Genomic DNA, 26,087 nt, shown 5'->3' with positions numbered 1-26,087 from the left:
TTTTTGGCAAAACAGTTTTATTTAGAAAGGATATCTTATGTTTGGTTTATTTAAAAAGACAGAAACTCTAAATGCCTCCGTCAGCGGCAAGGTTATCCCGATTACCGAAGTAGAAGACGAAGTCTTTTCCCAAAAAATGATGGGTGACGGCTATGCCATCCGGCCCAAAGACGGCGTCATTTATGCACCGGCTGACGGTGTGGTAACACAGGCCTTTAAAACAAAGCATGCGGTTGTCTTCCATACCGGCGGCGGAATTGACCTGCTGATTCATGTCGGCCTTGATACCGTTGAATTAAAAGGCGACGGCATGACCCTTCATGTCAGCGACGGTCAAAAAATGAAAGCCGGCGAGCCTCTAATCACAGCTGACTTTGATTATATCAAGGAACAGGGCAAGAAAACCGATGTTATTGTCGTTCTGATGAATCCCGATAAAATCAATAATTTTGACGTTACCTACGGCGAAATTGCCGCTAACGAACCGGTCTGCAAGATTAAGCTGAAGTAATGGCGTCAGCCGAAGCAAGCCGGTATCATGGATGTCAAATCCTTTTGGCACCCGTATCCTAATATATACTAAGGCGGAGCAAGCATCAAAGCAAAGTAGACTTTGGCGCTTGCTCCGTTTTTCTCTTGCCGTCTGCGGCGACACTTGTTCTTCTCCGGTTGGGCTGAAAGCCGCTCATCCTGAGTTTGGCTTACAGGGTTTTTCGCTGCTCATCAGCCGTCCTTTTGCGGCTGCAGCATCTCCGGCGTCAGCTGATAAATATTATCCTTCCGCTCCACCACAATTTTGGCTTTCCGCTTCATTGCCTCATCCTGCGTAATTTGCTGCAGCAGTTCTCTGGTCGGATTCATGGCCACCGGATGGCCAACCGCCCGAAGCATCAGAAAATCGCCGGCCGTATCACCGTAAGCGTAGGACGCGGCCAAATCAATCTCATACTCGTCGGCTAATTTTTGAATTTCCGTTTGTTTGCTGCGGCTGTCCCACAGCGGCAATAAGCGGCCGGTATAGCGGTCATTTTCATCCAGTTCATAAACGGTTCCCCGACAGGCATCAAACCCATGCTTGATGCTCATTGCCCGCACCAGCTCATAGGGCGAGCCGGATACGGTAATCACCATGTGCCCCTGCGCCTTATGCCATAAAATCTGATCCCGGGTGTAAATATAAACTTTATCGCCTTTTTGCTCAACCACCTTTTGAGCAATATACTCAACCTGGCTCTTATGCAGGCCGCGCACGGCTTCGATATAAATCTCCGCCATTTTAACCAGATAATCGTCGTAATTGCCGACCCGCTTATCCCATTTATTGTATTTGTCCCGCACTTCCTGATACCACACACTTTGATCAATGATATCGGATTTAATAAACTTTTTGAAAATACTGGTAATCAGTCCTTCCCGGTAAAGCGTTCCGTCAATATCAAAAAAAGCCGCTGTTTTCATAAACTCCTCCTTGCCGGTACCGGTTCTGCCGCAATCTGCTTTTTCCTATAAACATCCTTTTGCAGAGAATCTTCGTATCGAATTTCCCCTAATATCACTTTATCTTTATATTTATATCGGAAAAATGCGGTTCGTCTTCGGGATCAAAAATCTCGGCCTGATACTGCAGCCATTTGGTTGCCTTCAAATGATAACGGCCCTCGCCTTTATACAGGATAAAGCCCATTTGAATCTCTTTGGGCACTTCCTTACCGGATTCTCTGACCTTCATATTGATGATAAAGGGCTGGCTTTCCAAATCCGTTCTTTGAAAACTGCAATTGGTGTTCTCCTGTAAGAACCGGTTCAGCGAAGCTTCAATCCGGCTGATATCTTCGCCGGCATCCGCCAAATTTAGGGCCTCATCCAAATGAGCATAAACAACTTGCGCTTCTCCCTGCAAGGCGTAATACTCGGTCAGCCAGCCGGCATTTTTCTGCGCCAGCTTGCGGGAAGCAACGGACGTAGTCAGGGCTGCTACGCCAAAAACCATTAAAATAATCATCATAATCATAATCAGAACCGAAGTCGCCCCTCGGTTATTCTGGAGATGATTTTTTACTGTCTGCATTTCATTCCCCTTTCCGTTCATAAAAACTGGTCGCCATTTGCAGCGGGGCTTCCTCCGTATCTTCAAAGGCGCTTACTCTGGCTGAGTACAAAACGCCGGTTTTTAAGGTTTCCTTTTTCTCCAGCACCAGACACAGATAATACACGCTCTCCTCTTGGGGTACAGCTTTTAGTGCCTTATCATAGTAAAAGTCCAACTCCCGCCGGCTGTTTTCCGCTCTTTCCGCTGCCGGTGCGCTTTGCTGAATAAAACTGTCAATATCCTTCTCGGCCGTCAGCATTTCCAGCAAATTGCTGACCAAAAACACCTTGTCATCGATATTTTTTCCCTGTTTCTGTACGGAATCCGCTTTAATAAAAAGCTCCAAAAAAATCGCGGAAATAATGGACAAAACGGCAATCGAAATGATAATTTCAATCAAGGTAAAGCCTTTATTATTTCGTTTCAGCATCTTCATTCCTCCGCTTGCAGCGCTACAAACTGCCGAATTTCTTCGCGCCCCGTATCATAAATAATCCATATCCCTTTTTCCGTCCGGTTAAAATGAACCGATTCCATGTCCAGTTCAATGACCGGCTCGCCGAGAGCCAAGTCAAACTCATCTTCGGCTGCCATATAGGCTTCCCAAATTTTGTTTTCCCGAAAATAAATCACCGTCCGATATTGTTTCTCCTCGCCATCCTGCCAAATTTCCAAAGCTTCCTCATCCGTCTGCGGCAGCCGCGCAGTAAAAACCGAATCCACCTGATTGTTTTGTTTCAGCTTCATCCGCAAATAAGAAGTTGCAATCCGCAAATCTTCGGCCTGTTCCTTTTCATCCAGGATTTTGCTGTAACTGCTGCGGCCGCTGATAATCATCATCACCATGGAAACGGCAAACACCATAAACAGTACCATAACAAACAGCGATTCAATCGAAAGCGCTTTCTTATTCATATCCGGCCTCGCTTTCTGTTTTTTTCATCACCTTAATATCTGGCAAAATATTGGAAGCAAAAGCATCATAATAATAGGCATACTGCTCCTCATCCAAAATCAGGCCGTAATTTTTCTGCAAATACTTTAAACTGGAGGGATAACTTCCTTCCAAGGCATAGCAGGCCGTGGCGTAATGGCGGATAATATCTTCGATTTGTTCCGTGCCCATTTCTTTATCCGAAATATCATAGCTGTTCAGCTGCCAGACAATAATAATCAGTGCGGCGGCGATAAAAAAAAGCGCCACAAAACTGGTATTCATCGAGACACGTTTCATAGTCCCTCCTTATCCGATATTATTCATAATACTGACCACCGGCAGAACTACCGAAATCAAAATAATACCCACAATCACCGATAAAATAATAATCAGCATCGGCTCTAATACGCTGGTCAGTCTGGCCAGCTTATCATCAACCTCTCTGTCCATTTCCTCCGCCGCCCGCAAAAGCGCCTTATCCATTTGACCGGTGGCCACGCCGACCGCAAACAGTTTAATCAGAAGCCGGGGGAAAAGCCGCAGCCGCTCAATCACTTCGTCTAAGCTTGTACCCTCATTGACCAAACGGATGCTGCCTTTAATCCCCTCCGCCAGGTATTCATTGTCAATTACCGGGTAAATCATCTCCAGCGCCCGGCTGACCGCAATGCCGCTGTTCATCAAAAGGCCCAAATTCCGGGCAAATCGAGCCGCCAGCATGGATGCCGTCAATTCCTTTTGATAGGGAATATGAAACTTCAAAGCGTCAAAGAACACTTTGCCCTTTTCCGTCCGGCCGTAATAATAAATCCCGACTCCCAGTAAAATAAGTACCAACAAAATTATCCAGCCGTAACCTCTTAAAAATAAGCCCACCTGTAAAATAGCTTTCGTTGCCTGCGGCATCTCTCCGCCCAGGGATTTTAATACCCGGTCAAACATCGGCATGACCTCGGTAATCAGCAGAACAATTACGCCAAACATTAACACCGTTAAAATCAAGGGATAAGTAACCGCCTGCCGTACTTTTTTCAGAGTCAGCATATCTCGCTCATAGGTCTGGGCGAGCTGCTCCAAAATCTCAGCCAAGTTGCCGCTTTCCTCACCGATTCCAACCATACTGACATAAAAACTGGAAAAGATTTCTTCATGCTCCTTAATTACATCGCCAAAACTGTAGCCCATGTAAATCTTCGCCGTCATTTCCTCCAACGCTTTGGTTAACAGCGGCTCCTCGGATTTGGAACGGATAATGTCCAAGGCCTCGGTAATCGTAATATCCGAGTTAAGAGCCAGTGCCAGCTGCCGGGAAAATAGAATCCGGGCCGGCTTGCTTAATTTTCCTTTGCTTGCTTTCATTCTTTCCTCCTACTTAGAGACTAGGTTGCTTGAAATAGTTTTCAAAAAGCTGCGAATCCGCCGACTTCAGATAGCCGACCTCATGGCTAATCACACCATCCCTGGCAAGTTTGGCCAAGGTTCTTTCCATTGACACCATCCCCTGTTTATCGCCCATCTGGATCAAATTGGAAATCTGAAAATGCTTGCCCTCGCGAATCATATTGCGCACGGCCGGTGTTACGCACAGCACCTCAGCCACGGCAATCAATCCTCTTTTATCGGCTCGGGGCAGAAGCTGCTGCGATACAACGCCTTCCAGTACGCTTGCCAGCTGGCTCTGCACCAGAGTATGCTGCTCTTTGCTGAAACCGTCCAAAATCCGGTCAATCGCCTTGACCGCGCTGCCGGTGTGGAGCGTAGTCAGCACCAAATGTCCGGTTTCGGCGGCTGTAAGCGCGGTCTGCATCGTTTCCATATCCCGCATTTCCCCAACCATAATCACATCCGGATCCTCTCTTAAAGCAGATTTTAAAGCCGAAGCAAAATTAATGGCATCGCCCCCCACTTCCCGCTGCGTAATCATGCTGTTTTTATGACTATGCAGATACTCCAAAGGGTCCTCAACCGTAATGATATGATATTTCTTATTCTCATTGATGTAATCGACCAAACTGGCCAAAGTCGTAGATTTTCCGCTGCCGGTAGCACCGGTAATCAACACCAGACCTTTGGATTTATTCGCAAAACTCTTAATCACTTCCGGCAGACCCAGATCCTCAAACTTCGGAATTTCAATCGGCAGCGCCCGAATGGCAATCGCGTAAGTGCCCCGCTGATAATAAACATTGCAGCGAAACCGGCCTAAGCTTCGCCGGGAATAGGAAAAATCCAGTGACTTTTCCCGCTGCAGTTCCTGTATTTGAAACTCGGTTAAATATTCATGCACAAATTCGGAAATTTGATCCGGCCGCAGCCGCTCGCTCCCTTCAATATCAATCAAACTGGAATTGACCCGAACCAAAGGCTTACTGCCGGCACATAAATGCAAATCGGTTCCTTTCATTTCCATTGTTTTATTGAGCAAAAAATCCATATAATCCAGCTGCGACGAAGTTTCCATACTATTCTCCTGACTCCTTCTTTAGAATCTCATCTAAGGTGTGCCAGGCCAAAACTGCACACTTTACTCTGGCCGGCATGTTTTTAATATTCGCCAAAATCGCTGCATCTTCTAAGACGTCTGCCAATTCTTCCTCTGTTTTTTCTCCTTTGATCATGGCCAAAAAGCTCTCGGCTTTTTCCTTTGCTTCCGCTACCGGCAGCCCCCGAATCAAATCAATCATCATTGAAGTCGATGCCTGACTGATGGCGCAGCCGCTGCCGGAAAAAGCCGCATCTGCAATCCTGCCGTCCTTAATATCCAGTTCCAGCATAATATCATCGCCGCAACTGGGGTTATGTCCATGCTCCTTGTGGGTGACTTCGGCCAGCTGTTTGCGGTTATGCGCCGCCCGGCTGTGCTCGGTAATCACCTCCGTGTAAATCTGACTAAGATCCATAGCCCAACCACCTCCTGACTTCCTTTAACCTCTCGACAAACACATCAATCTCCTCTTTGGTATTGTATATGCTAAAGCTGGCTCTGACCGCCGCCGGTATTTTCAGTTCTTTCATCAGCGGCTGCGCGCAGTGATGCCCGGCCCGCACGGCAATGCCGGCATTATCCAAAATACTGGCTGCGTCATGCGGATGAACGCCCTCGATATTAAAGGCAATTACCGGCCCTTTATCCGCTCCGGGCACATCACCGTAAAGCTGAATATGCTCCGTCCGGCGAAGCTTATCCAAAGCATAGGCCGTTAGCTCTCCTTCTATCTTTTGAATCGCCGGCCAGCCGATTTGCTCCATCAAATCCAGCGCCGCCGCAAAGGCAATGACAGCGTCAATATTGGTCGTCCCGGCCTCAAACTTCTGCGGCAGGGGGGCAAAGGTTGTTTTCTCTTTGGTCACATATTCAATCATATCACCGCCGAATTGATACGGCGGCATCGCTTCCAGCAGCTCTCTCCGGCCATAAAGCACGCCGGTTCCGGTCGGGCCGAAGCATTTATGGGCGCTGAACGCTAAAAAATCCGCATCTAAGGCCTGAACGTCAATCGGCCGGTGTGAAACCATCTGTGCGGCATCAATCATCACCACTGCCCCGACGGCATGTGCCCGCTCAATCAATTTTTCAATCGGCGTTGCTATCCCCAGTACATTGGACATCATAGTCACCGCCACCAGCTTAACACCGGGGACAATCACCTTGTCCCATTCCGCTTCTATCAAAGCGCCCTGTTCGTCAATATTTAAAAAAATCAGTTCTGCGCCGGTCTGCTCCGCCAACTGCTGCCAAGGCACAAAATTGCTGTGATGTTCCAGCAGGCTGACCACAATCTTATCTCCGGCTTTTATATTCGCCCGGCCGTAAGTCGAGGCCACCAAATTGATACCAGCCGTCGTTCCGGCAGTAAATATGATCTGCTCCGGCGCAGCGGCATGAAGAAAGGCCGCCGTTTTTTTTCTGGTTCGCTCATAAGCTTCCGTTGCTTCCACTGACCAGCGATAGGCGCCGCGGTGAATGTTGGCGTGACCGGCCTGATTGTAGCGGGTCAGGCATCGCAAAACCGCCTCCGGTTTCTGGGTGGAAGCCGCATTATCAAAGTAAATCACCTCAGGGTGGTTTGCAATCGCCGGAAATTGCTTTCGGATTTGACTGTTATCGTACATTTCCCAACTTCCCTTCCAGCTCTTTCTCCATCCGCTCAGTTAAATCCGGCAGCGGCAGCTGATCAAATACACCGGAAAAGGACGCCCGGATAATCAGTTTTTTGGCTTCCGCTTCCGTAAAACCGCGGCTCATCAAATAAAACATTTTATTTTCATCAACCGTTCCGGCATTGGCGGCATGCTCGCCGGAGACGTCATCTTCATCGCAAAACAGTGCCGGAATCGCGTCAGCCCGGGCATTTTCACTCAGCAAAATCACATATTCCGCTTCCCGGCCGGTGGACTGACCGGAACCTTTGTGGAAATATATATCACCGCGAAACACCTTTTTGGCGCTGCCGGCCAGCGCGCCATTGACCTCAATGAAGGAATCCGTCCGCACCCCGTAATGCTGAATATTGTAGCTCAAATCCAGCCGGTTTTCCGCCTCGCCCAAATAAACGCCTTCCATCGCCCCCGCCGCGCTTTCGCCCAGCAAATAGCTGTGATAATCGGAAGCAACGACCTCGGCGCCTAAATCCACAGTGTAAAACGACACCTTGGCGTCGGCCGCGCATTCGGCGACGGCATTCATGATATGGACCTTGTTTTCCGGCAGGGTCTGCGCCACATAAACCTTAATCTGCGCATTTTCCCCGGCAATGACTTTAATCAGACCGACATGATATTCACCGGCCTTGGGAACGTCCGCCTTCTGCGCCCGATATTCCAAAACTAAAGTCATTTCCGCACCCGGCTCGGCATAAATCAAATGCTCATCCGCCAGCAGCGCTTCCCCGGATAAGTCAAAGCAAATATGAATCGGCTCAGCCGCAACTTGATTCCGCTTTAAATGATACACCCGGCTGAAATTGCTCCAGCCCTCCGTTAAATGAACAAACTTAGGGTCAACCCCATATTTATACTGATTGATTCTCTGGTAAAAAGCCTGCGCCTGCTCTTCGCTTAAACTCTCCAGGCCAGCCAGCGGAATCTCCGAAACAATCTCGGCCCTGGCTTCCGCCGACGCCGACTCCGGTGCGGGCACCTCATAACCGCCAAAGCCGATTCGTTTCCAGACCGGATAAGGCAGCGCAGCAAAGCTCTGTTTCGCCGCTTCTCTGTATTTCAAATAATTTCCCATTGCTTTCTCCTATCCTATCGAACCGACAAATTCCAAACTGATCAGGTTATTCAGCTCGACCGCATATTCCAGCGGCAGCTCCTTGGTAATCGGCTCAACAAAGCCGCTGACAATCATAGTCTTGGCCTCGATTTCATCAATTCCTCTGGACATCAGATAAAAAATCGCATCATCGCTGATCCGGCCGATTTTGGCTTCATGTCCCATATCAATTTTATCATTGGCCAGCGTGATAATCGGCAAAGTATCGGACTTGGACTGATTATCCATCATCAGCGATTCGCAGGATACCGTTGATTTACAATGCTCGGCTTCCGGCGTCGTTTTCACCAGCCCCCGGTAAAAGGCAAAGCCGCCGTCTTTGGAAATCGACTTGGTATTGACATTGCTGGTCGTATGGCTGGCGGCGTGAATTACCTTGCAGCCGGTGTCCAAATGCTGCCCTTCACCGGCAAAGGTAATACCGGTAAACTCGGCCTGGGCATACTCGCCCTTTAAAATCGTCATCGGGTAAAGCATTGACACTCTGGAACCAAAGGAACCGGATACCCATTCCATCCGGGCGTTTTTCCCGACCACTGCCCGCTTGGTATTTAAGTTATACATATTTTTCGACCAGTTCTCAATGGTTGAATAACGCAAAGACGCATTTTCCCGAACATAAAGCTCAACGCAGCCAGCGTGAAGATTGGCCACATCATATTTCGGCGCCGAGCAGCCCTCAATAAAATGCAGTCTTGCGCCTTTTTCCACAATAATCAAAGTATGCTCAAACTGACCCGCCCCCTTGGCATTCAGCCGAAAATAGGACTGCAAGGGAATCTCGACCTGCACTCCGGCCGGCACATACACAAACGAGCCGCCCGACCAGACTGCCCCGTGCAGCGCCGCAAACTTGTGATCGGTCGGCGGCACCAGCTTCATAAAATGAGCCTTGACAATATCCTCATATTCCCTGACAGCCGTTTCAATATCCAGATAAACCACACCCTGATCGGCCAGTTCCTTTTGCAAATTGTGATAAACCACTTCCGAATCATACTGTGCGCCTACTCCGGCTAAGGATTCCCTTTCCGCCTGCGGAATACCTAAGCGCTCAAAGGTATTTTTAATATCGCTTGGCACTTCGTCCCAGGTATGCTGCATGGCTGTCTTGGGCCGGACATAGGTAATGATGTTATCCATATCCAGTCCCGAAATATCCGGGCCCCAGGTTGGAAACGGTTTGCTGTTATATATCTGTAAGGCCTTTAATCTGGTTTCCAGCATCCAGGCCGGTTCTTTTTTCTCTTCGGATATTTCCCGGACGATTTCTTCGGTCAAACCGGAATCGGTTTTAAACTCGAAGTTTTCTTCGTCTTTAATATCGTAAATGCCCCTTTCCACATCGGCGACATATGTTTTTCTTTTCTCTTCCACTGTTTTCTCCTTGTTTTCCTCATCTTCCGCCGCTTATGATTTAACCGGCGCCAACCTCTTTTGCCTCGTTATCCGTTCCGCTTTCCCTTATTAAAGGGCTTAGCGTTCCCGGCAGCCAGCGGCCTCATTGTCTTTCTGCCGTCACAGGTTCTTATTTCTCCAAAAAGGCTTCAAAGCCCTGTTCATTGATGACCTTGGTCAACTCCGCTCCGCCGGTCTTAACAAACTTTCCGTCCACTAAGATATGAACATAATCCGGATCTAAATACGACAATAATTTATCATAATGGGTAATCACGATAATCGCGTTGGTATCATTGGCAAAGGCCTTGACCCCGTCAGCCACCACTTTGATGGCATCAACGTCAAGTCCCGAATCGGTTTCATCCAAAATCGCCACTTTCGGCTGCAAGGTCAGCATCTGCAAAATTTCGTTTTTCTTCTTTTCGCCCCCGGAAAAGCCTTCATTCAAATAGCGGCTGGCATATTTCACGTCCATATTTAAAAGATCCATATTTTTCATCAGTTCCCGCTTAAAAGGAATCACCTTCTGAGCCTGACCGGTCACTGCCACCTTCGCTGTCCGCAGGAAGTTTTCGACCGTAACGCCGGGAATGATCTCCGGTGTCTGAAAGCTCATGAATAAGCCGGCTTTCGCTCTTTCGTCAACTCTCATATTGAGCAGTTCCTGACCATCCAAAAAAGCATCGCCTGCTGTTACTTCGTAGGCTTCATGCCCCATCAGCGTATAGGCCAGCGTTGATTTGCCCGCGCCGTTCGGCCCCATGATAATATGAATCTCACCGGCTTTGACCGTTAAATCAATGCCCTTTAATATTTCTCTCTCGGCAATCCGAGAATGTAAGTTTTTTACTTCTAATAATGCGCTCATAAGTTCTCTTCCTTTTCTGCTTTATTTTCATTCGGCTTTTTCGGCGGCTGAAAACCATATTCCGGCGCTCCTGGCGCCATCAAAAATCTTCCGTCAAACACCAGCCGTATTAGCCTGTAAATTTTACTTCTTCTAAGTATACCACATTTCTTGCCGTATTAAAAGTCTTGTCTTTTGGTTTTTTAATTATGTTCGTTTTTCTTTTCACAAAACAAAATTAAAAGGCTTCCGGAAAAATCCCGAAAGCCTTCGCTTACGTTCTGTCTATAAAAAATAATTCATTCCGCCCCGATAGGAGAAAGGATCCGCCGTAAAGCTGTTTTTATAAGAGTTTTGTAATAAAGAATCTCTTATTCCCTTACCCGAAGCAAGCTTATCCGCCTGGGAATAGCGCTGATATTCCTGGCTTCTGGCAATCCGGCCATAAGCGTCGTCTATCCCGGCGTACTTATCCTTAGATGCTGTTTTAGGCTTTTCTGCCCAATTTTGATTCAGCGAATTCTTCACCCGCTCATACGAATCCGTTGCCGCCGTTACCTTGTAAGTCTGCGCACCGGTATTTGTTCCTGTCGTCTGCTGTCCGAGTCCGTTTTCCCGACCTGCATTTAGCAGATATCTTTGATACATTCCGGCCGTGGAGTAATCCGGTTTCTTATCCGACAGCTTGGCGTTTAGTTCGGCTTTGCCGTCCTTATCAAAATTAACGGCCAGCGATTCATAGGACGCTCCGGCTGCGGCTGCGTTAGCGGCTGCTCCCCGCTGCATTTCGGCTGCGTTTTGGATTTTTGTTTCCATTTTCCTGGCAAACTTCGAATCCGTCCGCATTTTGTCAACCAGTTCTTCCGCCAGATTCACTGCCGGTTTATCGCTGACGCCTTTTGAAGTTACCGTATTTTTGCCGATGCCAAAAGTAATTCCCGGATACTTTTTGGATAAGCTTTCAACAAAAGATGTCCTCTTCTGTACTTCCGGGTTCTCTTTCTTTTTGGCTGCCATCGGCTGATTGGCCTGATTCAGTTCCTTAATCTGCGCCACCGTCATCGACTGGCTGGTTCTGCCGTACAGCTTATAAGGGTATAACTGTGTACTGTTCACTCCTGTTACCATTTTTTCAACTCCTTTCTTTTGGCCACCGACTTCATTTTTCCGGCCAAAGCACCGCTGTTTGATTAACGCCCGCTCAAACCGGCAAAATTAAAGTTCCGAGTACCTCCTTGTACTCATGGTCATTATAAACTTCTTTCGTCAAATTTACAAGCCCATTTTTAAGTTTTAAAGTATCTTAATATTTTCGCGCACAATTAACTGCAAAAAAGCGGTCAAAATCTTATTTTAACCGCTTTCCGTCAGCACTTTTCACAAATTTACAAGCTCATTTTTATTTTCAGGACAAACTTAGCCTCCGCTCGGTTCGGCAAAAGCGCTGTTTTATTCTTCGACCCGGTAGCAGCTTTTTAAATCGATCAATTCCTTCATGTGCTGCAAAGCCGCCATCGCTTTTTCAAAGTTGCTCTGCACCAGCCGGTGCGTAATAATGATAATCCCGGCCTGTCCCGACTGCTCGTGGAGCTCCTGCAAAATATTCTCAATACTGATCTGGTATCGGGCAAAAACCTCGGTAATCTTATTAAGCACCCCGATTTCATCCTTGACTACCAGCCGCAGGAAATACTTGGCCTCCATCTCCTCCGCCGTTTTCATCACCGCCGGCAGATTCGGCCGCCATAAGCCCTTGCCGCCCACGCCCATTTTTCTGTTTTTGGCACTCTCCATAATATCCGATACCACCGCCATCGCCGTCGGCATCTCGCCCGCGCCCGGCCCGTAAAACATGGTTTGGCCGACAGCGCTGCCGTACAGGTAAATGGCGTTAAACTCATTTTTGACCGAAGCCAGCGGATGCGTTTCTTTGAGCAGCGTCGGCTCAACCGATATTTCCGCTTTGCCGTTATCCTGCTTGGCTACACCAATCAGCTTAATGACATAGCCAAACTCTTTCACCGCCCGAATGTCCTCTAAGGTCACATCGGAAATGCCTTTAACCTTAACGTCCTCCAACTTTAGTCCCATTGAAAACGCCAGAGATGCCAAAATCGTCATTTTCCGGGCCGCATCAAAGCCCTCAACATCATTGGTCGGATCCGGCTCGGCAAAGCCAAGCTCCTGCGCCTGTTTCAGCGCCACCTGATAATCCAGCCCGCTTTCCGCCATCTGGGTCATGATATAATTGGTCGTACCGTTGACAATGCCCATCACCTTATAGATTTCATCCGAAGCCAAGCCCTGCACCAGCCCGCGCAAAACCGGAATTCCTCCGGCCACGCTGGCTTCATAGCACAAATCCGCTTCATACTCGGCCGCCAGCCGGTGCAGCCGCACGCCATAACCGGCAATCACATCCTTGTTGGCCGTCACCACCGACTTGCCGTTTTGCAGTGCCTCGGTAATATACTGATACGCCGGCTCCAGCCCGCCCAAAAGCTCAACTATGATATCAATTTCCGGGTCATTTACAATCCGGCTGTAATCCGTTGTCAACAGTTCCGCCGGAATTTCCAGTTTTCTGGCTTTGGCAATATCCCTGACCAAAATCTTTTTAATCGTCAACTCACTGTTGATCTGCTGAGCAATCGCCGCCGCGCGGTCAGTCAGCAGCTTATATACTCCGCCGCCGACCGTCCCCAGACCCAATAATCCAATCCCAATCTTCAATCCTCTTCTCCTATCTGATCGTCCAATCAATCTCAGTTTCTCCGTTTCGGCGCAAAAACTCATTGGCTTTGCTGAACGGCCGGGAGCCGAAAAATCCCCGGTAAGCCGACAGCGGTGAGGGATGCGCCGATTCTAAAATCAAATGCTGCCGCCCGGTAATCAGACTTTTCTGGCGGCGGGCATCATTGCCCCATAAGATAAAAACCACCGGCTTCTCTCTCTGATCCAGCTTACGGATCACCTCGGCCGTAAAGGTTTCCCAACCCATGCCCCGATGGGAAGCGGCATGATAAGCTCTGACCGTCAAAACTGCGTTCAGCAGCATCACCCCCTGCTCCGCCCAAGCACTCAGGTCGCCGTGCGCCGCCGGCGGAATTCCCAAATCATCTGCCAACTCTTTATAAATATTAACTAAGGACGGCGGAATCTCAACCTCTTTCGACACACTAAAAGCCAGACCATTCGCCTGCCGGTCATTAAAATAAGGGTCTTGTCCCAAAATCAAAACCTTCACGTCCTGATAGGCCGTCTTATGGAACGCTGAATAAATCTCCTGCATCGGCGGAAAAACTTTCCGGCTGCGGTACTCCTGAATCAAAAACGAACGCAGTTCCTGATAATACGGCTTTTCCAGCTCCGGCTGCAATATTGCCTGCCAGTCATTATGAAATATCTGTTTCATTGCCATCCCCTGTTTCTTCCTATTACATAGGCTTCCGTTTGTATTCCTTCCGGGTAAGTTATAAAAGCAGGCCCGTTTCTCTGAAGCACTAAAAATCCAAGCACAACTTTCCGGTAAAAGCTTCTATCGGCTTTTGACCGCCCCGAGCTTTTATTTTTTTAACTTTTCAATTGAGCTTCTGACTCTCTTTAACGCCTCATTTTTACCCAATATTTTCAGGATTTCAAAAGCGCCGCCGGGCGTTGATTCCTGACCGGAAACCGCTATCCGCAGCGGCCAGAGCATCATACCGGTTTTAATCTCATGCGCCTTTAAATAGTCCATGACCGTATTATGAAGATTATCCTGCGTCCAGTCCTCAATCTGTTCCAGCACCGGCAAAATCTGCTCCAGCATGGTCAGCGCCGTTTCCGGGCTTGTCTTCATCTTTTTATTGGTATAAAGTTCTTCGCCAAACTCCGGCATTTCTTTGAAAAAGGCCAATAACGGAACCGCATCGTTTAAGGTTTCCACTCTGGTTTTGGCCAAAGCTGCCATAAACGGCAAATCCAGATCCGGATTGGTATCAAAATACGCTTTCAGCATCGGCTCCACCTTTTGGTAAAAACTCTCATCCGACAACTTTTTAATATATTCACCGTTCAGCCAGCGGAACTTCTGCATATCAAACACCGCCGGTGACTTTTTAATCTGATGATAGTCAAACTGCTCCACCAGTTCCTCTAAAGACAGGATTTCATTTTCATCCTTCGGGCTCCAGCCCAAAAGCGCCACAAAGTTAATAATCGCTTCATTTAAAAAGCCCTGCTCCAGCAAGTCCTCATAGGAAGAATGCCCCAGACGTTTGCTCAGTTTTTTATGCTCCTCATCGGTAATCAGCGGCACATGCACATAAGTTGGAATCTCCCAGCCAAATGCTTCATACAGCCGGTTATACTTGGGCGAACTGGACAAATACTCATTGCCTCTGACCACATGGCTAATGGCCATCAGATGGTCGTCTACCACATTGGCAAAATTATAGGTCGGATAGCCGTCTGATTTAATCAAAATCATATCCTCTAATTCATTGTTGGGTACGGTAATATCGCCGAAAATCACGTCGGAAAAAGTCGTCGTGCCTTCGCTCGGATTGTTCTGCCGAATCACATAAGGCTCTCCGGCTGCAAGCTTCGCCTCAATTTCCTCGGGGCTGAGGTGCAGGCAATGCTTATCATAGCGGTACACTCCCTTTTCTGCTTCCTGCTCATTTTTCAGCTTCTCCAAACGCTCCTCGCTGCAAAAGCAGTAATAGGCTTCGCCCTTTTCAATCAATTCTTTGGCGTATTTTAAATAAAGCCCTTCTTTCTGACGATCGCTCTGGACATAAGGTCCGTAGCCGCCGTCCTTATCCGGGCCTTCGTCATGCTTTAGGCCGGCAAAATCCATTGTCCGGTAAATAATATCCAGCGCCCCGTCCACCTGTCTGACCTGATCGGTGTCCTCAATCCGCAGCAAAAAGTCGCCGTCGCCGTGCTTGGCAATCAAATAGGCATATAATGCGGTTCTTAGGTTGCCGACATGCATTCTGCCGGTCGGACTGGGCGCAAATCTGGTTCTGATTCTTTGATTTTTCATTTTCCTTTCCCTCTTTTCTGATGATATTTCCCATTTTACTATAAGGCCTGTTTTTTTTCAATGGTTTTGTCATTGAACTTTCTTTGTTTTTTAAAAGTTACCATCGATAAGCGACTGATAATTTGTGAAACCGTCGGCAAACTGCGGGCATGGACGCTTACACACGCTAATATGCTCTGTTTGCCCATATTAAAAGCAAGCTCTTATATAGGCAACAAAAACATATTATCAAGATTGTTAGCTTATGTTGCCTATATGAAAGTTCACTTTCAATATAGGCAAATACAGCTAACAAGCAAATACATATTATTTTTAAATATATCAGTTGTCAAATCCCATAAAAAACATTATAATAAACTCAGCTTTCCTATGTTCGTCAAAATCATCTTTTTTAGGCAGACTGCCCGCCCGGGCAGAAAGCGGAGCTTTCGATCAGGGTAGGTCGCCCGCCCGGGCAGAAAGCGAATGTTTCAACCGGAGCGCACTGCGGTAAAAGACTGCATTTTTCGGCGAAGGGGGAGCCGGATAATAAAAAAAGGAGAGAGAGTATGCGGCGAGGTTTCTGTTTAATTTTTTTCTGTATTTTCCTGATTGCCTGCGCCTCGAAAGCAGACTCGCGGCCGGTAACTTCCATCCGTTTTACCCCGCTTAACTTCCCGTACAGCAATTTAGGCGAGTTTACCCTTTCCGCCGCCCAGCATCAGGAACAGCTTCAGCTTTTTTTGGCAGTTTTTGATGATACCTTTGCTCACGGCCAAATTGACGATGATGCCGACCTGCCCGGACTTCCTCATACTTTTTCCTTACAGCTTTTTTCCGGCACGGTCTTAACAGCCATCTACCGGCTGTCCTTCGACTTTGAAAAGGATATTGCTTTCCTCCAAAACGAACGCCATATTTACGCCGTGGCACCGGAATACTTTCATCAGATTATCGAAACCGGCTATTTTAACATGATTTTTCGCAAAAATCACGCTCCGGCCGCGCAGTTTTATTTAAACAGCAAGGATATTAAATACTCCGTTTCCGGCACATGGAACTATGAAACCTACCAAAATAATTTTTTATCCTATCAAATTAACAGCCAGCAGGAGCAGTCAACCAATTATATTGTGACGGATACTGATTTTCATTTGACCTATACCTTTGCGGAAAAGCCGCCCGATCATGTCTATGAAACGATTCGGGTTGGCGGCCAAACGGTTAAAAATCACGCCCTGTTAAGCTCAAACAGCCTTGAAATTCCTGTGCAGGAAGGCGATTATACCTATGAGGTGGAAGCAGTCTGGTCTGATTCGGAGCTGCCCTATAACGCAGCACTAACCTATGTTTTTCAAATTGAAGTGAATTATCCGCCAAAGATTAAATTGGACTTGGCTGTGGCTGCCGGTTTTCCGATTGCGGTGACGATTGAAAACTACGATTCCGGCGGCCGCATCAGCGCCGCTTCGGCCCTGTGGGAAAATGAAATCGGCCTGACCCTGATCAATGGAAAGTATTACGGCCTGTTGCCGGTGCCGGCAGGTACGGCCGCCGGCGAATATGAGCTGACAATTACCGGCAGCGGCAGCAGTGAAACCTTACTGTGTAAGGAAAACCTGACTGTATCGACCGGCACGCCCGAGAAAGCCGCCGTCAGTGCCAAAAACGCCGCCCTGCTAAGCAAAAAGGCCGAAACTGACCCCTATTATCTGGCTCTGGCTAAAAAAATCACCGGCTCTTCCCACGCCGAAAAACTGTGGTATGGTGTTTTTAACTATCCGGCCGCCGTTCCCGTTACCTATATCTACGGGCAAACATTAACTCACCGGGATTTTTCCTATCAGCCTTTTTGTCAGCTTTATGCTTTTACCGGCGATGCGGATATTTCAGCTGCTGCCAACGGCAGCGTCCGGGTAGCCGAGCAAACGCCTGAAGGCGGTTATACCGTTGTGATCGACCACGGACTGGGGGTGTTCAGCGTCTATTCCGAACTGTCTGAGCTATCGGTCAGTGCCGGCAGCTATGTTTTTGCCCGGCAGAAAGTGGGCCGCTGCGCCAAAACGGAAGAAACGCCGGCTCCGGTTTTTACTTACGGCGTTATCGTCAACGGATATTATGTCAATCCCCGTGCTTTTTTTGAGCATGATCCGATTTCCTTTTATAAATAGCAACTATGTCATTATTCTATTAGGAGGTTCCTGAATGAAAAACAAGTTCACGAAAAAAGAATTAAGCTGGATTGCTTATGATTGGGCCAATTCCGCGTATTCTATGGCCGTCACTTCAACCATTTTGCCGATTTTTTATACCAATGTGGCTGCCAAAAGTTTAACTGCCGTTGAAAAACAATATTATTGGGGAATCTCCAATACGATTGCAACGATCATGGTCGCGGTACTGGCACCGGTTTTAGGCACAATTGCCGATTATAAAGGCTTTAAGAAAAAGTTTTTCTCGGCTTTTCTGGCAATCGGTCTGCTCTCAACTGCCGCCCTGTCGCTGGTGCGGGAAGATAATTATATCTTTTGTCTGACCATTTACGTCCTGTCCGTTCTTGGCTTCAGCGGCAGCAACCTGTTCTACGACTCCTTCCTGACCGACGCAACGACCGAGGATCGATACGATAAAGTATCGACCTATGGCTATGCCTTTGGCTATATCGGCAGCTGTATTCCCTTTGTCATTTCAATCGCTATCATCATGAAAGCCGAGGCGATTGGCCTGACCACGCTGCTGGCCACGCAGATTTCCTTTATTATTACTGCCGTCTGGTGGCTGGTTTTCTCGGTGCCGATCTTAAAAAATGTCGACCAACAGTATTATGTCGAGCAGGAAAAAAATCCGGTTCGCTCCTCGCTCCGCCGTTTGTTCAACACCTTAAAGAAAATCAACCATTACCGCAACGTCGTCCTGTTTTTAATTGCTTATTTCTTTTATATTGACGGCGTACATACCATTATCAGTATGGCGACAGTTTACGCCAGCGGCATCGGTATTTCCAGCAATACCCTGATGATTGCCCTGCTGGTCGTTCAAATCATTGCCTTTCCGGCCGCAATTATTTTCGGCCATGTTATTAATAAGTTTTCCGCCAAGATTTTGCTGACAGTCGCTATCTTGGTTTATGTACTGATTACCTATATCGGCTACCGGATGACGACACCGACTCACTTTTGGCTGTTGGCGGTACTGGTTGCCACGCAGCAGGGCGGGATTCAGGCCATTTCCCGTTCCTCTTTCGGTAAGCTGATTCCCAAGGAAAACTCAGCCGAGTTTTTTGGATTTTTCAGTATCTTCGGAAAGTTTTCGGCAGCAATGGGACCGATGATTATCGGCGGCGTCGGCTATTTGACTAATAATACCCGACTCGGCGTGCTGAGCCTGATTCCGCTGTTTCTTCTGGGACTGGTTTTCCTGCTGAAAGTCGATTTCAGTGCCAAGCCGGAAGCCGTTAAGGGAAAATAAGACGGCACACTTTTTATTTGATTTTCATGGAGCTGTCTTTCCCTTCCTCTAATTTCTGTCCGATCTTGAGAAAGGCTTTTTGCACCCGGGGATCGTCATACATTTGCACTGCCGCTTTCAACAGTTCTTCCGCCCGATCATAATCTTGTTCCCTGACCGCGGCCAGCATATCCAAAACCGCGATATAAGCGCCGTAACTTTGGTTGGAGCGAAATTTCTCGAAAAGCGGCCGGCTTTCCCGGTACAGTGCCATTGCTTTTTCATATTGTCCGGTTTCAAAATAGCTTGTACACAGGTTGATATGATGGACAACATTGGCGGCATCACCTTTCAAACCTTGGGCGGACAGCTCTTCCAATATGCCGATCGCAGCATCAAACTCTTTCAGTTCCACATAACCGGCTGTCAAATTCAGTGCTAAGATATGGCGTAAGTTTTTGCCCTTGGCGGTTCTAAGCAAAGCCTCCATGCCGGCAACATATTCGCGCGCCTTCCCCGTATACAGCAAGCGGCCGATTTCCCGCATCTTATTGATATAAAACAGGTTATACAGCAGATTAATCAGCACCACGCCGATAATAACGATCGGGGCGGCCAGCCAATACGCTCTGCTAAAGGCAGCCTCGTCAATCCGAAGGCTCTTTTGCACAATTAACAGCACCACACCGATACCAACTCCAATGATAATTATTTTTCCCGCATGTTTCATTTGTTATTTTCCTCCCGCTTTTTTATGTTTATTGCATTATATCATAAATTAAGCGTGAGTGTGAGAAAATCCTTACGGATTTTCTCTCCGCATCAGCGCTCATATAGTCTGTTCGCTCAAAATGCTTTTGCACGCAAGCGTGACCGCATTTTGCCGAACAGCCTGCACTCACGCTTTTAGTGCGCAGCATTATATCATAAATTAAGCGTGAGTGTGAGAAAATCCTTACGGATTTTCTCCCCGCATCAGCGCCTTAAAATACAGCCGCCCCTTTCCGCTGTTCTTAATTTTACCAAACCGGAATGGACGAACCCTTGGTATCGTCTTCAATAATCTTTTTGACCGCATCGGTATGATAAATGTCTATGATCTTTTTAAACTCCGGCCGATCCTTGTCCCCACTTCTGGCAGCAATTACATTGACATACAGATTACCGCTGTTTTGATAGTCCTCCAACACCAGCGCGTCCTGAGCTGGAACATAACCGGCATCGGATGCCACACCGGAATTGATAGCCGCAATCTGCACTTCATCTAAAGCCGGCGGAATATTGGTCGCCGCCAGTTCAAGCACCTGCAGGTTTTTCGGGTTCTCGGTGATATCTTTAATGGTCGGTAACTTGCCGGCAGCTTCATCCAGTTTAATCAAGCCAGCCTGCTGCAACAGCACCAGCGCCCGGCCGCCGTTGGTTACATCTTCCGGAATCGCAACCTTCACACCATCCTCGAGCTGGTCAATGGATGTAATTTTCTTGGAATAAAGCCCCAGCGGCGCAACCACCGTATCGGCAATCGCTTCAATCTGATAACCCAATTCCTCAACCTCTTTGTCTAAGTAAAAATGATGCTGAAAAGCGTTCAGATCCAGTTCGCCGTCATTGAGCGCGGCGTTCGGCAGGTTATAGGCATCAAAGAAAACCAACTCGATTTTGATGTTTTCCTTGGCGGCTTCTTCCTTGATATAGTTCCACACCTTGCTGTCCGTTCCGGTCAGTCCGACCTTGACCGTCACCGGCTCGCCTTTGACTTCCTCTTTTTCCGGCGTCTTGGCCTGATCAGCCTTATTTTCTTCCGTTTGCGCGGTTTTCGTTTCCGCTTTTGGATTGTCGTTCTTTTGTCCGCCGCAGGCTGCCAAAACGGCTGTCAGGATTAATGCTGTTAAAATTGCTAAAACTCTTTTTTTCATCTTATTCTCCTCTTTCTTTGCTTTTTGATTTAATGTTTTGTTTTTTGGTTTAATGTTTTGCCTTTTGCGCAATTATATTCCCTAAACTTTGAATCAGTGTAACAAAAATCAAAATTGTCAGCACCGATACAAAGGAAATATCATAAAATCTTCGTTGGTGGCCATAGCGCAGAACAAACGCGCCGATTCCGCCGCCGCCAACCGCTCCGCCCATCGTCGTCAACCCCAACAGGCTGATCGCCGTAATCGTAATCGACCGGGTCAGAGCCGGAACGCTTTCCCTTAAATACACGCGGAAGATAATCTCCAGCGGCGAAAGTCCCATTGACTGCGCTGCTTCAATGATGCCTTTGTCCACATCAGACAGAGCCGCGTCCACCTGCCTGACAAAAAACGGCGTTGCTCCGATAATCAGCGGGAAAATCGCCCCCTTTACCCCGATAAAAGTGCCCATGATTGTCTTGGTAATCGGAATCAGAAGCGAAATCAGGATAACAAAGGGAATCGCCCGGAACACATTGACAATGATATCAATGGCTTTATTTACCCACTGATTTTCCAAAATATTGCCTTCCCGGGTAACCACCAGTGCTGTTCCGATAATCAAGCCAAACAGCAGGATAAAAACACCGGAGGCAACCATCATAATCAGCGTTTCCCGCAAGCTCAGCAGGAACTCCGCCCGATAGTCCAAAAAGTTCGGCAGATATTGCTGTAAAAAACCATTCATTTTAACACCTCCACATAAAGCCCTTTCTCCTGAAACGCTTGAATTGACAGCTCTCTTGCTTTTGTTTCACCTTTCATTGCCAAAACAATCCAGCCCAGAACCTGTCCCTGAATCAGCTCTGTATCGGCAAAAGCGATATTAAAGCTGGTTTGAAACTTTTGACTAACCTCATGAATCAGCGCCTCTCTGGTGCTGGGACCAAAGAACCTCAGCTTGAGCAGTACCTGATCCTCGGCTTCCGGCAGCAGATTGCCGCCACTGGCAAGCAGCTCCTCAATATGCTCAATTCGGGTTGTCGAGCGAATAAACTGCTTGGCGATTTCCGACTTGGGTGCAGAAAAGAGTTCAAGCACCGTTCCGGTCTCGGCTACCTTGCCGTTTTCCATGACCGCTACCCGGTCGCAAATGGATTTTATCACATTCATTTCATGTGTGATAATGATAATCGTGATATTCAGCGTCTGGTTCAGCTGTTTAAGCAGGCTTAAAATCTGATTGGTCGTCTGCGGATCCAGTGCCGATGTCGCCTCATCACATAATAAAATATCCGGATTGTTTGCCAGCGCTCTGGCAATTGCCACCCGCTGCTTTTGCCCGCCGGATAGCTGCGACGGATAGGCGCTTTTTTTCTCGGAAATCCCGACCAGATCCAGCAGTTCATCTACCCTGCTATCAACAGCCTTTTTCTCTAACCCTTGTCCCTTTAGGTTAAAGGCAACGTTTTGACCCACGGTCAAAGAACTGAGCAGATTAAACTGCTGAAAAATCATACCGATCTTTTTGCGCTCTCCTCGCAGTTCCTTATCCTTTAGCTGCGTAATATCTTTGCCATTGATGATTACTTGCCCCTGCGTCGGTTTTTCTAACAGATTGATGCAGCGAACCAAGGTGGACTTGCCGGCGCCACTATACCCAATCACGCCAAAAATCTCACCGTCTTGAATTGTCAGGGCTACATCTTTGACTGCGTGAACCTGTCTTTTGGCATCTGCAAATGTTTTGCTTAAGTTTTTTATCTCTATCATATTATCTCCGTTCCGGTTATCTCCTTATTTCCCTTGATTTTCCACCCTTTCCCGGTGCTGTGCTTTAATCCTTTGTAAAAGCTCGGCATCAAGCAAAACCGTCAGGGCGGTATGTGCCAAAACCTTTGCTCCCAGCCGAATGGACTCTAAGCCCTTTTCGCTTTTTGCCGCTTCCCGAAACTCTACACTGTGTCCGGCGATATATTCATCCGAAATGCTAATGACCGGCTGAATGACCGGAATTACTTGACTGATGTTGCCGACATCCGATGAGCCTCGAGAGAGGATATCCTCCCGCACCGTCATCTCCTGCCCGTAAGAGTTCAGCACTTTTTCATACACATCATCAAAAAGCGGTGTAATCACGGTATTATCCACGCTGTTTTGAAAGAGCGTTACCTTCGACTCGGCGCCTGTCGCCAGTGCTGCGCCTTTTACGATCTGCTCAAACTTCTCCTGCAGCTCGTCCAAAGTCGGGCGAAATCTGGCCCGCAGATAAAACCGGGCACTGGCATAATCGGGTACTACATTCGGTGCCAAACCGCCGTTGGTGATAATGCCATGAACCCGCACATCCGACGGCAAATGCTGGCGCAACGCATTCACGCTGTTGTAGACCTGAATCACTCCGTCTAAAGCATTGATTCCTTTTTCCGGACTGGAAGCGGCATGTGCCGACCGACCAAAAAACTCAATATCAATCGGGTTGACCGCCAATGTTTCACTGGTCCGGTGATGCAGATGCCCCGGATGCGCCCCCAGGGAAAAATCCACATCCCTGAAAAATCCTTCGTGCACAAAGCTGCCTTTGGCACTGCCGTTCTCACCGCCTTCCTCGCCCGGTGTACCATACACCCGAATCTCACCGCCGGTTTCATCAATCAGTGACTTGAGTGCGACCGCAGCCAGCGAAGAAGTTGTCCCGAGCAGATTGTGCCCGCAGGCATGGCCGATTCCGCCGAGAGCGTCATATTCGGCATAAAAGGCCACTACCGGTCCGGGTTTGGCTGCCCGGTATCTGGCATCAAAGCCGGTTCGATGTCCGGCAACATCAACCTTAACCTCAAAACCTTCCTGCTTCAGCTGGTCAGCCAGCTTTTGACAGGCAAAGAATTCATAATTACTCACTTCCGGTTTGCCGTGAATATCCAAAGCAATTTGTTTATATGCGTCAATTCTCTCATCCACCACCCGGTCAATTCTGCTTTTTTCCAAACCCATTCTTACTTCCTCCGTTCCGTTTTTTTTATATTATCTTTCATTCTTGTTTAATAATCTCTCAGACCAAACAGCCGCCGCAAGGGAAGCTCCCGGCGTTTACCGCGGATAAACGCAAAAAGAGCTAATCCCCCACAAAGGACGATTAGCTCGTGATACCACCTTATTTCATATCAACCTCACGATTGATACCTCTTCGAGTACAGACATACTCTATCGCTTTAACGGGCGATCCCGGCATACCCTACCTATCGGATACACAACTCAAAGGCCATCTTCATTCTCCTACCCCGGTTCCGCTTTCACCTTACGCGGACTCTCTGTCACCGTCTTCAAAGAACTACTATTCTTGTCATAGTTTTTAAATGTATTTAATTATGCTGTTTGGTAATGGTCAAGATTATACCGAAAAAAAATGATTTGTCAAGCACTTTTTTAAAAAATAAAAGTTATTTTTTTAACATCTTGCGGATCTGATAAACCGATATTTGCGCCGGAAAGTATACTCTCCCGACAAGCATTAAACATAAATATCCTGTTTCTCAACACCACCAAAGGGGAAAAAGCAGACCGCCTTTTCTGCTTATCGTGCCGTTATTTGACAAAATCCCGGTTTACCCCCAAAAAGCTGGGCAGACCGCTACTTTCGGTAATAACATAAAGATACGGCCGATTGACATAAACTTCCACATTTTCCGGTTCTTCTTCGATTGCTGTTGTTTTTAAACCATCCACCTTGGTAAACGAAGCCGCCTCAATTCCGGTCTTTTTGACCTCAATCTTGCTCTCCTGCAAAACCTGCGAAATCCGGCACACTTTCTCGCTCCCATCCGGATTTTTACCCGCCAGGTTAACATAGCCGGTATGACGCTGGCTGATTTCGGTATAGCCCAGTTTTTCCAAAACCGGCAGCAGCTCAATCCGGCTGCTCTGAGTAAAATCCGGCATATGCAGGGTTACTCTTTTTTTCGTCCACTCCGGCTGCGCTGCTATTTCCTGTAAAACGCCGGCTTGCAAAAGCTGCTCGACGCTTTCACCCTCTCTCGGCAAAAGCACCAGCATATCGCCGTTTTCCAGCGGCACCCGCACCGCCTGATAGCGGTCGGTAAAATAACACATCATATTTACCGGATTCGACAGCAGAAACGGCACTTTCTGTTCCTGCCCGTTAGCCCCATAGAAAATGTCCTCTTTCTCATGGAAAAAAGGTTCCCGCCACGCCGCTTTGACATAAGTGGTTCCAATCAGCCGGCAAAACAGTTCCTCTCTACCGGCCGAAATTTCTCCATTTTGATCTTTATTTTGATCTTTAAAATCTTCCGGCTTCACCTGATCCTTTAAAAATCCCTTCGTCCAGCGGTTAATCCAGTCCATTTGCAGCTGCGGCGCATCTTTGTCCGCAAAATCAATCCGGTAGATGTCCGAAGTTAAGTTTTTTTGTAAAAACTCCAAATCCGGCTGGTCTTCTTTGCTAATCCAAATCGAACTGGCCGTTAAATATCCCCGCCTCTGAAAATGCTGCATCAGCTTATCCGTCCAATACTCCTCCGGTGCGTTTGCCCGCAGCAGCCGAATCAAATCGGCTTTTGGCTCGCTCCCATCCTCTAAGGCATAGGACAGCTCACTCAGCGGCAAATATGCCGACAGCGGCGAATAAATCACATTTCCTTCTCCGGCAATCTGACTAAAAACCGTATTGGCAAATGCCCAATAGTCGCGGCAAAAGTCCTGATATTTTTTCTGATTTACCAGCCACGCCTCATTGTCCTGCCGGCGGAGCTTCTCCTGATTTTCCGGCAGCGTATAGTCAATCCATTCCTGCTGGCGGATAATGTCCTCCTTGGCCATTGAAACGCCTGAGTCCTTTTGAGCGACATCTCCCGGAACAGTAGTTTCCTCCATCCTGCTTCCGCTCTTGTCGGTGTTTTCCTTTGCTCCATTCCCCGCTTCTGTTTGCGCTGCTCCGCCGGTGCAGCCGGACAGCGCTAAAATCAACGCCAATACCCAAACTATTTTTTTCATAACCTGAATCCTCCCTTCATTTTTTTACTCGCTTTTCGTTAGGTTGAACAGTTACCGCCTTTTGCTCCGATTACAGCACTTTCCCATCGCAGCCGCAACCCGAATCAGGCAATAAGGCAAGTAAAACCCTCAACTTTTCCATGTGCTGTAAAACTATAACCATTTT

At 47.8% G+C, this 26,087-nt stretch carries 25 protein-coding genes; 3 read left to right on the top strand and 22 right to left on the bottom strand.

Annotated elements, in window-relative coordinates:
- Window positions 1-37 precede the first annotated feature (37 nt).
- A complete protein-coding gene (locus tag C3V36_09035; GenBank protein AVM69372.1) occupies window positions 38-511 on the top strand; it encodes a PTS glucose transporter subunit IIABC in 474 nt (157 codons plus the stop codon).
- Window positions 512-723: 212 nt separating this feature from the next.
- Here C3V36_09035 and C3V36_09030 read toward each other — a convergent pair whose 3' ends face one another.
- The 16 genes from C3V36_09030 to C3V36_08955 form a co-directional block, all read right to left on the bottom strand.
- A complete protein-coding gene (locus C3V36_09030) occupies window positions 724-1,458 on the bottom strand; it encodes an HAD-IB family hydrolase (protein AVM69371.1) in 735 nt (244 codons plus the stop codon).
- Between the two features lie 94 nt (window positions 1,459-1,552).
- Window positions 1,553-2,089 carry a hypothetical protein gene (locus C3V36_09025; GenBank protein AVM69370.1) on the bottom strand — a complete coding sequence of 179 codons (537 nt, stop codon included), beginning with the start codon at window positions 2,087-2,089 and terminating at the stop codon, window positions 1,553-1,555.
- A complete protein-coding gene (locus tag C3V36_09020) occupies window positions 2,070-2,525 on the bottom strand; it encodes a hypothetical protein (protein AVM69369.1) in 456 nt (151 codons plus the stop codon). The genes C3V36_09025 and C3V36_09020 overlap by 20 nt, the downstream gene beginning before the upstream one ends.
- A complete protein-coding gene (locus tag C3V36_09015) occupies window positions 2,522-3,004 on the bottom strand; it encodes a hypothetical protein (protein AVM69368.1) in 483 nt (160 codons plus the stop codon). Before C3V36_09015 ends, C3V36_09020 begins: the two co-directional genes overlap by 4 nt.
- A complete protein-coding gene (locus C3V36_09010; GenBank protein AVM70498.1) occupies window positions 2,997-3,308 on the bottom strand; it encodes a hypothetical protein in 312 nt (103 codons plus the stop codon). Before C3V36_09010 ends, C3V36_09015 begins: the two co-directional genes overlap by 8 nt.
- A gap of 24 nt (window positions 3,309-3,332) precedes the next feature.
- Window positions 3,333-4,385: a hypothetical protein gene (locus tag C3V36_09005; GenBank protein AVM69367.1), complete on the bottom strand. Its 1,053-nt coding sequence runs from the start codon at window positions 4,383-4,385 to the stop codon at window positions 3,333-3,335.
- A 13-nt stretch (window positions 4,386-4,398) separates the two neighbouring features.
- Complete coding sequence (locus C3V36_09000) at window positions 4,399-5,460, bottom strand: type IV pili twitching motility protein PilT (protein AVM70497.1); 1,062 nt, start codon at window positions 5,458-5,460, stop codon at window positions 4,399-4,401.
- A gap of 28 nt (window positions 5,461-5,488) precedes the next feature.
- A complete protein-coding gene (locus tag C3V36_08995; GenBank protein AVM69366.1) occupies window positions 5,489-5,926 on the bottom strand; it encodes an SUF system NifU family Fe-S cluster assembly protein in 438 nt (145 codons plus the stop codon).
- Window positions 5,916-7,139: a cysteine desulfurase gene (locus tag C3V36_08990; GenBank protein AVM69365.1), complete on the bottom strand. Its 1,224-nt coding sequence runs from the start codon at window positions 7,137-7,139 to the stop codon at window positions 5,916-5,918. Before C3V36_08990 ends, C3V36_08995 begins: the two co-directional genes overlap by 11 nt.
- The gene (gene sufD, locus C3V36_08985; GenBank protein AVM69364.1) at window positions 7,129-8,262 is read right to left on the bottom strand and encodes a Fe-S cluster assembly protein SufD; all 1,134 of its coding nucleotides are present in this window, start codon (window positions 8,260-8,262) and stop codon (window positions 7,129-7,131) included. Before sufD ends, C3V36_08990 begins: the two co-directional genes overlap by 11 nt.
- 9 nt (window positions 8,263-8,271) lie before the next feature.
- Window positions 8,272-9,681 carry a Fe-S cluster assembly protein SufB gene (sufB, locus tag C3V36_08980; protein AVM69363.1) on the bottom strand — a complete coding sequence of 470 codons (1,410 nt, stop codon included), beginning with the start codon at window positions 9,679-9,681 and terminating at the stop codon, window positions 8,272-8,274.
- Window positions 9,682-9,832: 151 nt separating this feature from the next.
- Window positions 9,833-10,573 (bottom strand): Fe-S cluster assembly ATPase SufC, encoded by a 741-nt coding sequence (sufC, locus tag C3V36_08975; protein ID AVM69362.1) that lies wholly within the window; start codon window positions 10,571-10,573, stop codon window positions 9,833-9,835.
- A 264-nt stretch (window positions 10,574-10,837) separates the two neighbouring features.
- A complete protein-coding gene (locus C3V36_08970) occupies window positions 10,838-11,680 on the bottom strand; it encodes a hypothetical protein (GenBank protein ID AVM69361.1) in 843 nt (280 codons plus the stop codon).
- A gap of 321 nt (window positions 11,681-12,001) precedes the next feature.
- Window positions 12,002-13,348, bottom strand: coding sequence for a homoserine dehydrogenase (locus tag C3V36_08965; GenBank protein ID AVM69360.1), 1,347 nt, complete (start codon window positions 13,346-13,348; stop codon window positions 12,002-12,004).
- A complete protein-coding gene (locus tag C3V36_08960; GenBank protein ID AVM70496.1) occupies window positions 13,296-13,967 on the bottom strand; it encodes a uracil-DNA glycosylase in 672 nt (223 codons plus the stop codon). The genes C3V36_08965 and C3V36_08960 overlap by 53 nt, the downstream gene beginning before the upstream one ends.
- A 150-nt stretch (window positions 13,968-14,117) precedes the next feature.
- Complete coding sequence (locus C3V36_08955) at window positions 14,118-15,584, bottom strand: glutamate--tRNA ligase (GenBank protein AVM69359.1); 1,467 nt, start codon at window positions 15,582-15,584, stop codon at window positions 14,118-14,120.
- A gap of 548 nt (window positions 15,585-16,132) precedes the next feature.
- Here C3V36_08955 and C3V36_08950 point away from each other — a divergent pair.
- The gene (locus C3V36_08950) at window positions 16,133-17,734 is read left to right on the top strand and encodes a hypothetical protein (GenBank protein AVM69358.1); all 1,602 of its coding nucleotides are present in this window, start codon (window positions 16,133-16,135) and stop codon (window positions 17,732-17,734) included.
- A gap of 34 nt (window positions 17,735-17,768) precedes the next feature.
- On the top strand, window positions 17,769-19,031 hold the full coding sequence (locus C3V36_08945) for an MFS transporter (GenBank protein ID AVM69357.1): 1,263 nt from the start codon (window positions 17,769-17,771) through the stop codon (window positions 19,029-19,031).
- A gap of 13 nt (window positions 19,032-19,044) precedes the next feature.
- Here C3V36_08945 and C3V36_08940 read toward each other — a convergent pair whose 3' ends face one another.
- The 6 genes from C3V36_08940 to C3V36_08915 form a co-directional block, all read right to left on the bottom strand.
- Window positions 19,045-19,740 (bottom strand): hypothetical protein, encoded by a 696-nt coding sequence (locus tag C3V36_08940; GenBank protein ID AVM69356.1) that lies wholly within the window; start codon window positions 19,738-19,740, stop codon window positions 19,045-19,047.
- A gap of 289 nt (window positions 19,741-20,029) precedes the next feature.
- Complete coding sequence (locus C3V36_08935; protein ID AVM69355.1) at window positions 20,030-20,926, bottom strand: metal ABC transporter substrate-binding protein; 897 nt, start codon at window positions 20,924-20,926, stop codon at window positions 20,030-20,032.
- A gap of 49 nt (window positions 20,927-20,975) precedes the next feature.
- The gene (locus C3V36_08930) at window positions 20,976-21,656 is read right to left on the bottom strand and encodes an ABC transporter permease (protein ID AVM69354.1); all 681 of its coding nucleotides are present in this window, start codon (window positions 21,654-21,656) and stop codon (window positions 20,976-20,978) included.
- A complete protein-coding gene (locus C3V36_08925; GenBank protein ID AVM69353.1) occupies window positions 21,653-22,681 on the bottom strand; it encodes a methionine ABC transporter ATP-binding protein in 1,029 nt (342 codons plus the stop codon). The genes C3V36_08930 and C3V36_08925 overlap by 4 nt, the downstream gene beginning before the upstream one ends.
- A gap of 24 nt (window positions 22,682-22,705) precedes the next feature.
- On the bottom strand, window positions 22,706-23,902 hold the full coding sequence (locus C3V36_08920; GenBank protein AVM69352.1) for an amidohydrolase: 1,197 nt from the start codon (window positions 23,900-23,902) through the stop codon (window positions 22,706-22,708).
- 591 nt (window positions 23,903-24,493) lie between these two features.
- Window positions 24,494-25,921: a hypothetical protein gene (locus C3V36_08915; protein AVM69351.1), complete on the bottom strand. Its 1,428-nt coding sequence runs from the start codon at window positions 25,919-25,921 to the stop codon at window positions 24,494-24,496.
- Between the last annotated feature and the right edge of the window lie 166 nt (window positions 25,922-26,087).

The sequence above is a fragment of the Lachnospiraceae bacterium oral taxon 500 genome (assembly GCA_002999035.1).
GTDB lineage: Bacteria > Bacillota > Clostridia > Lachnospirales > Vallitaleaceae > W11650.
This window is presented reverse-complemented; position numbering and strand designations above follow the sequence as displayed.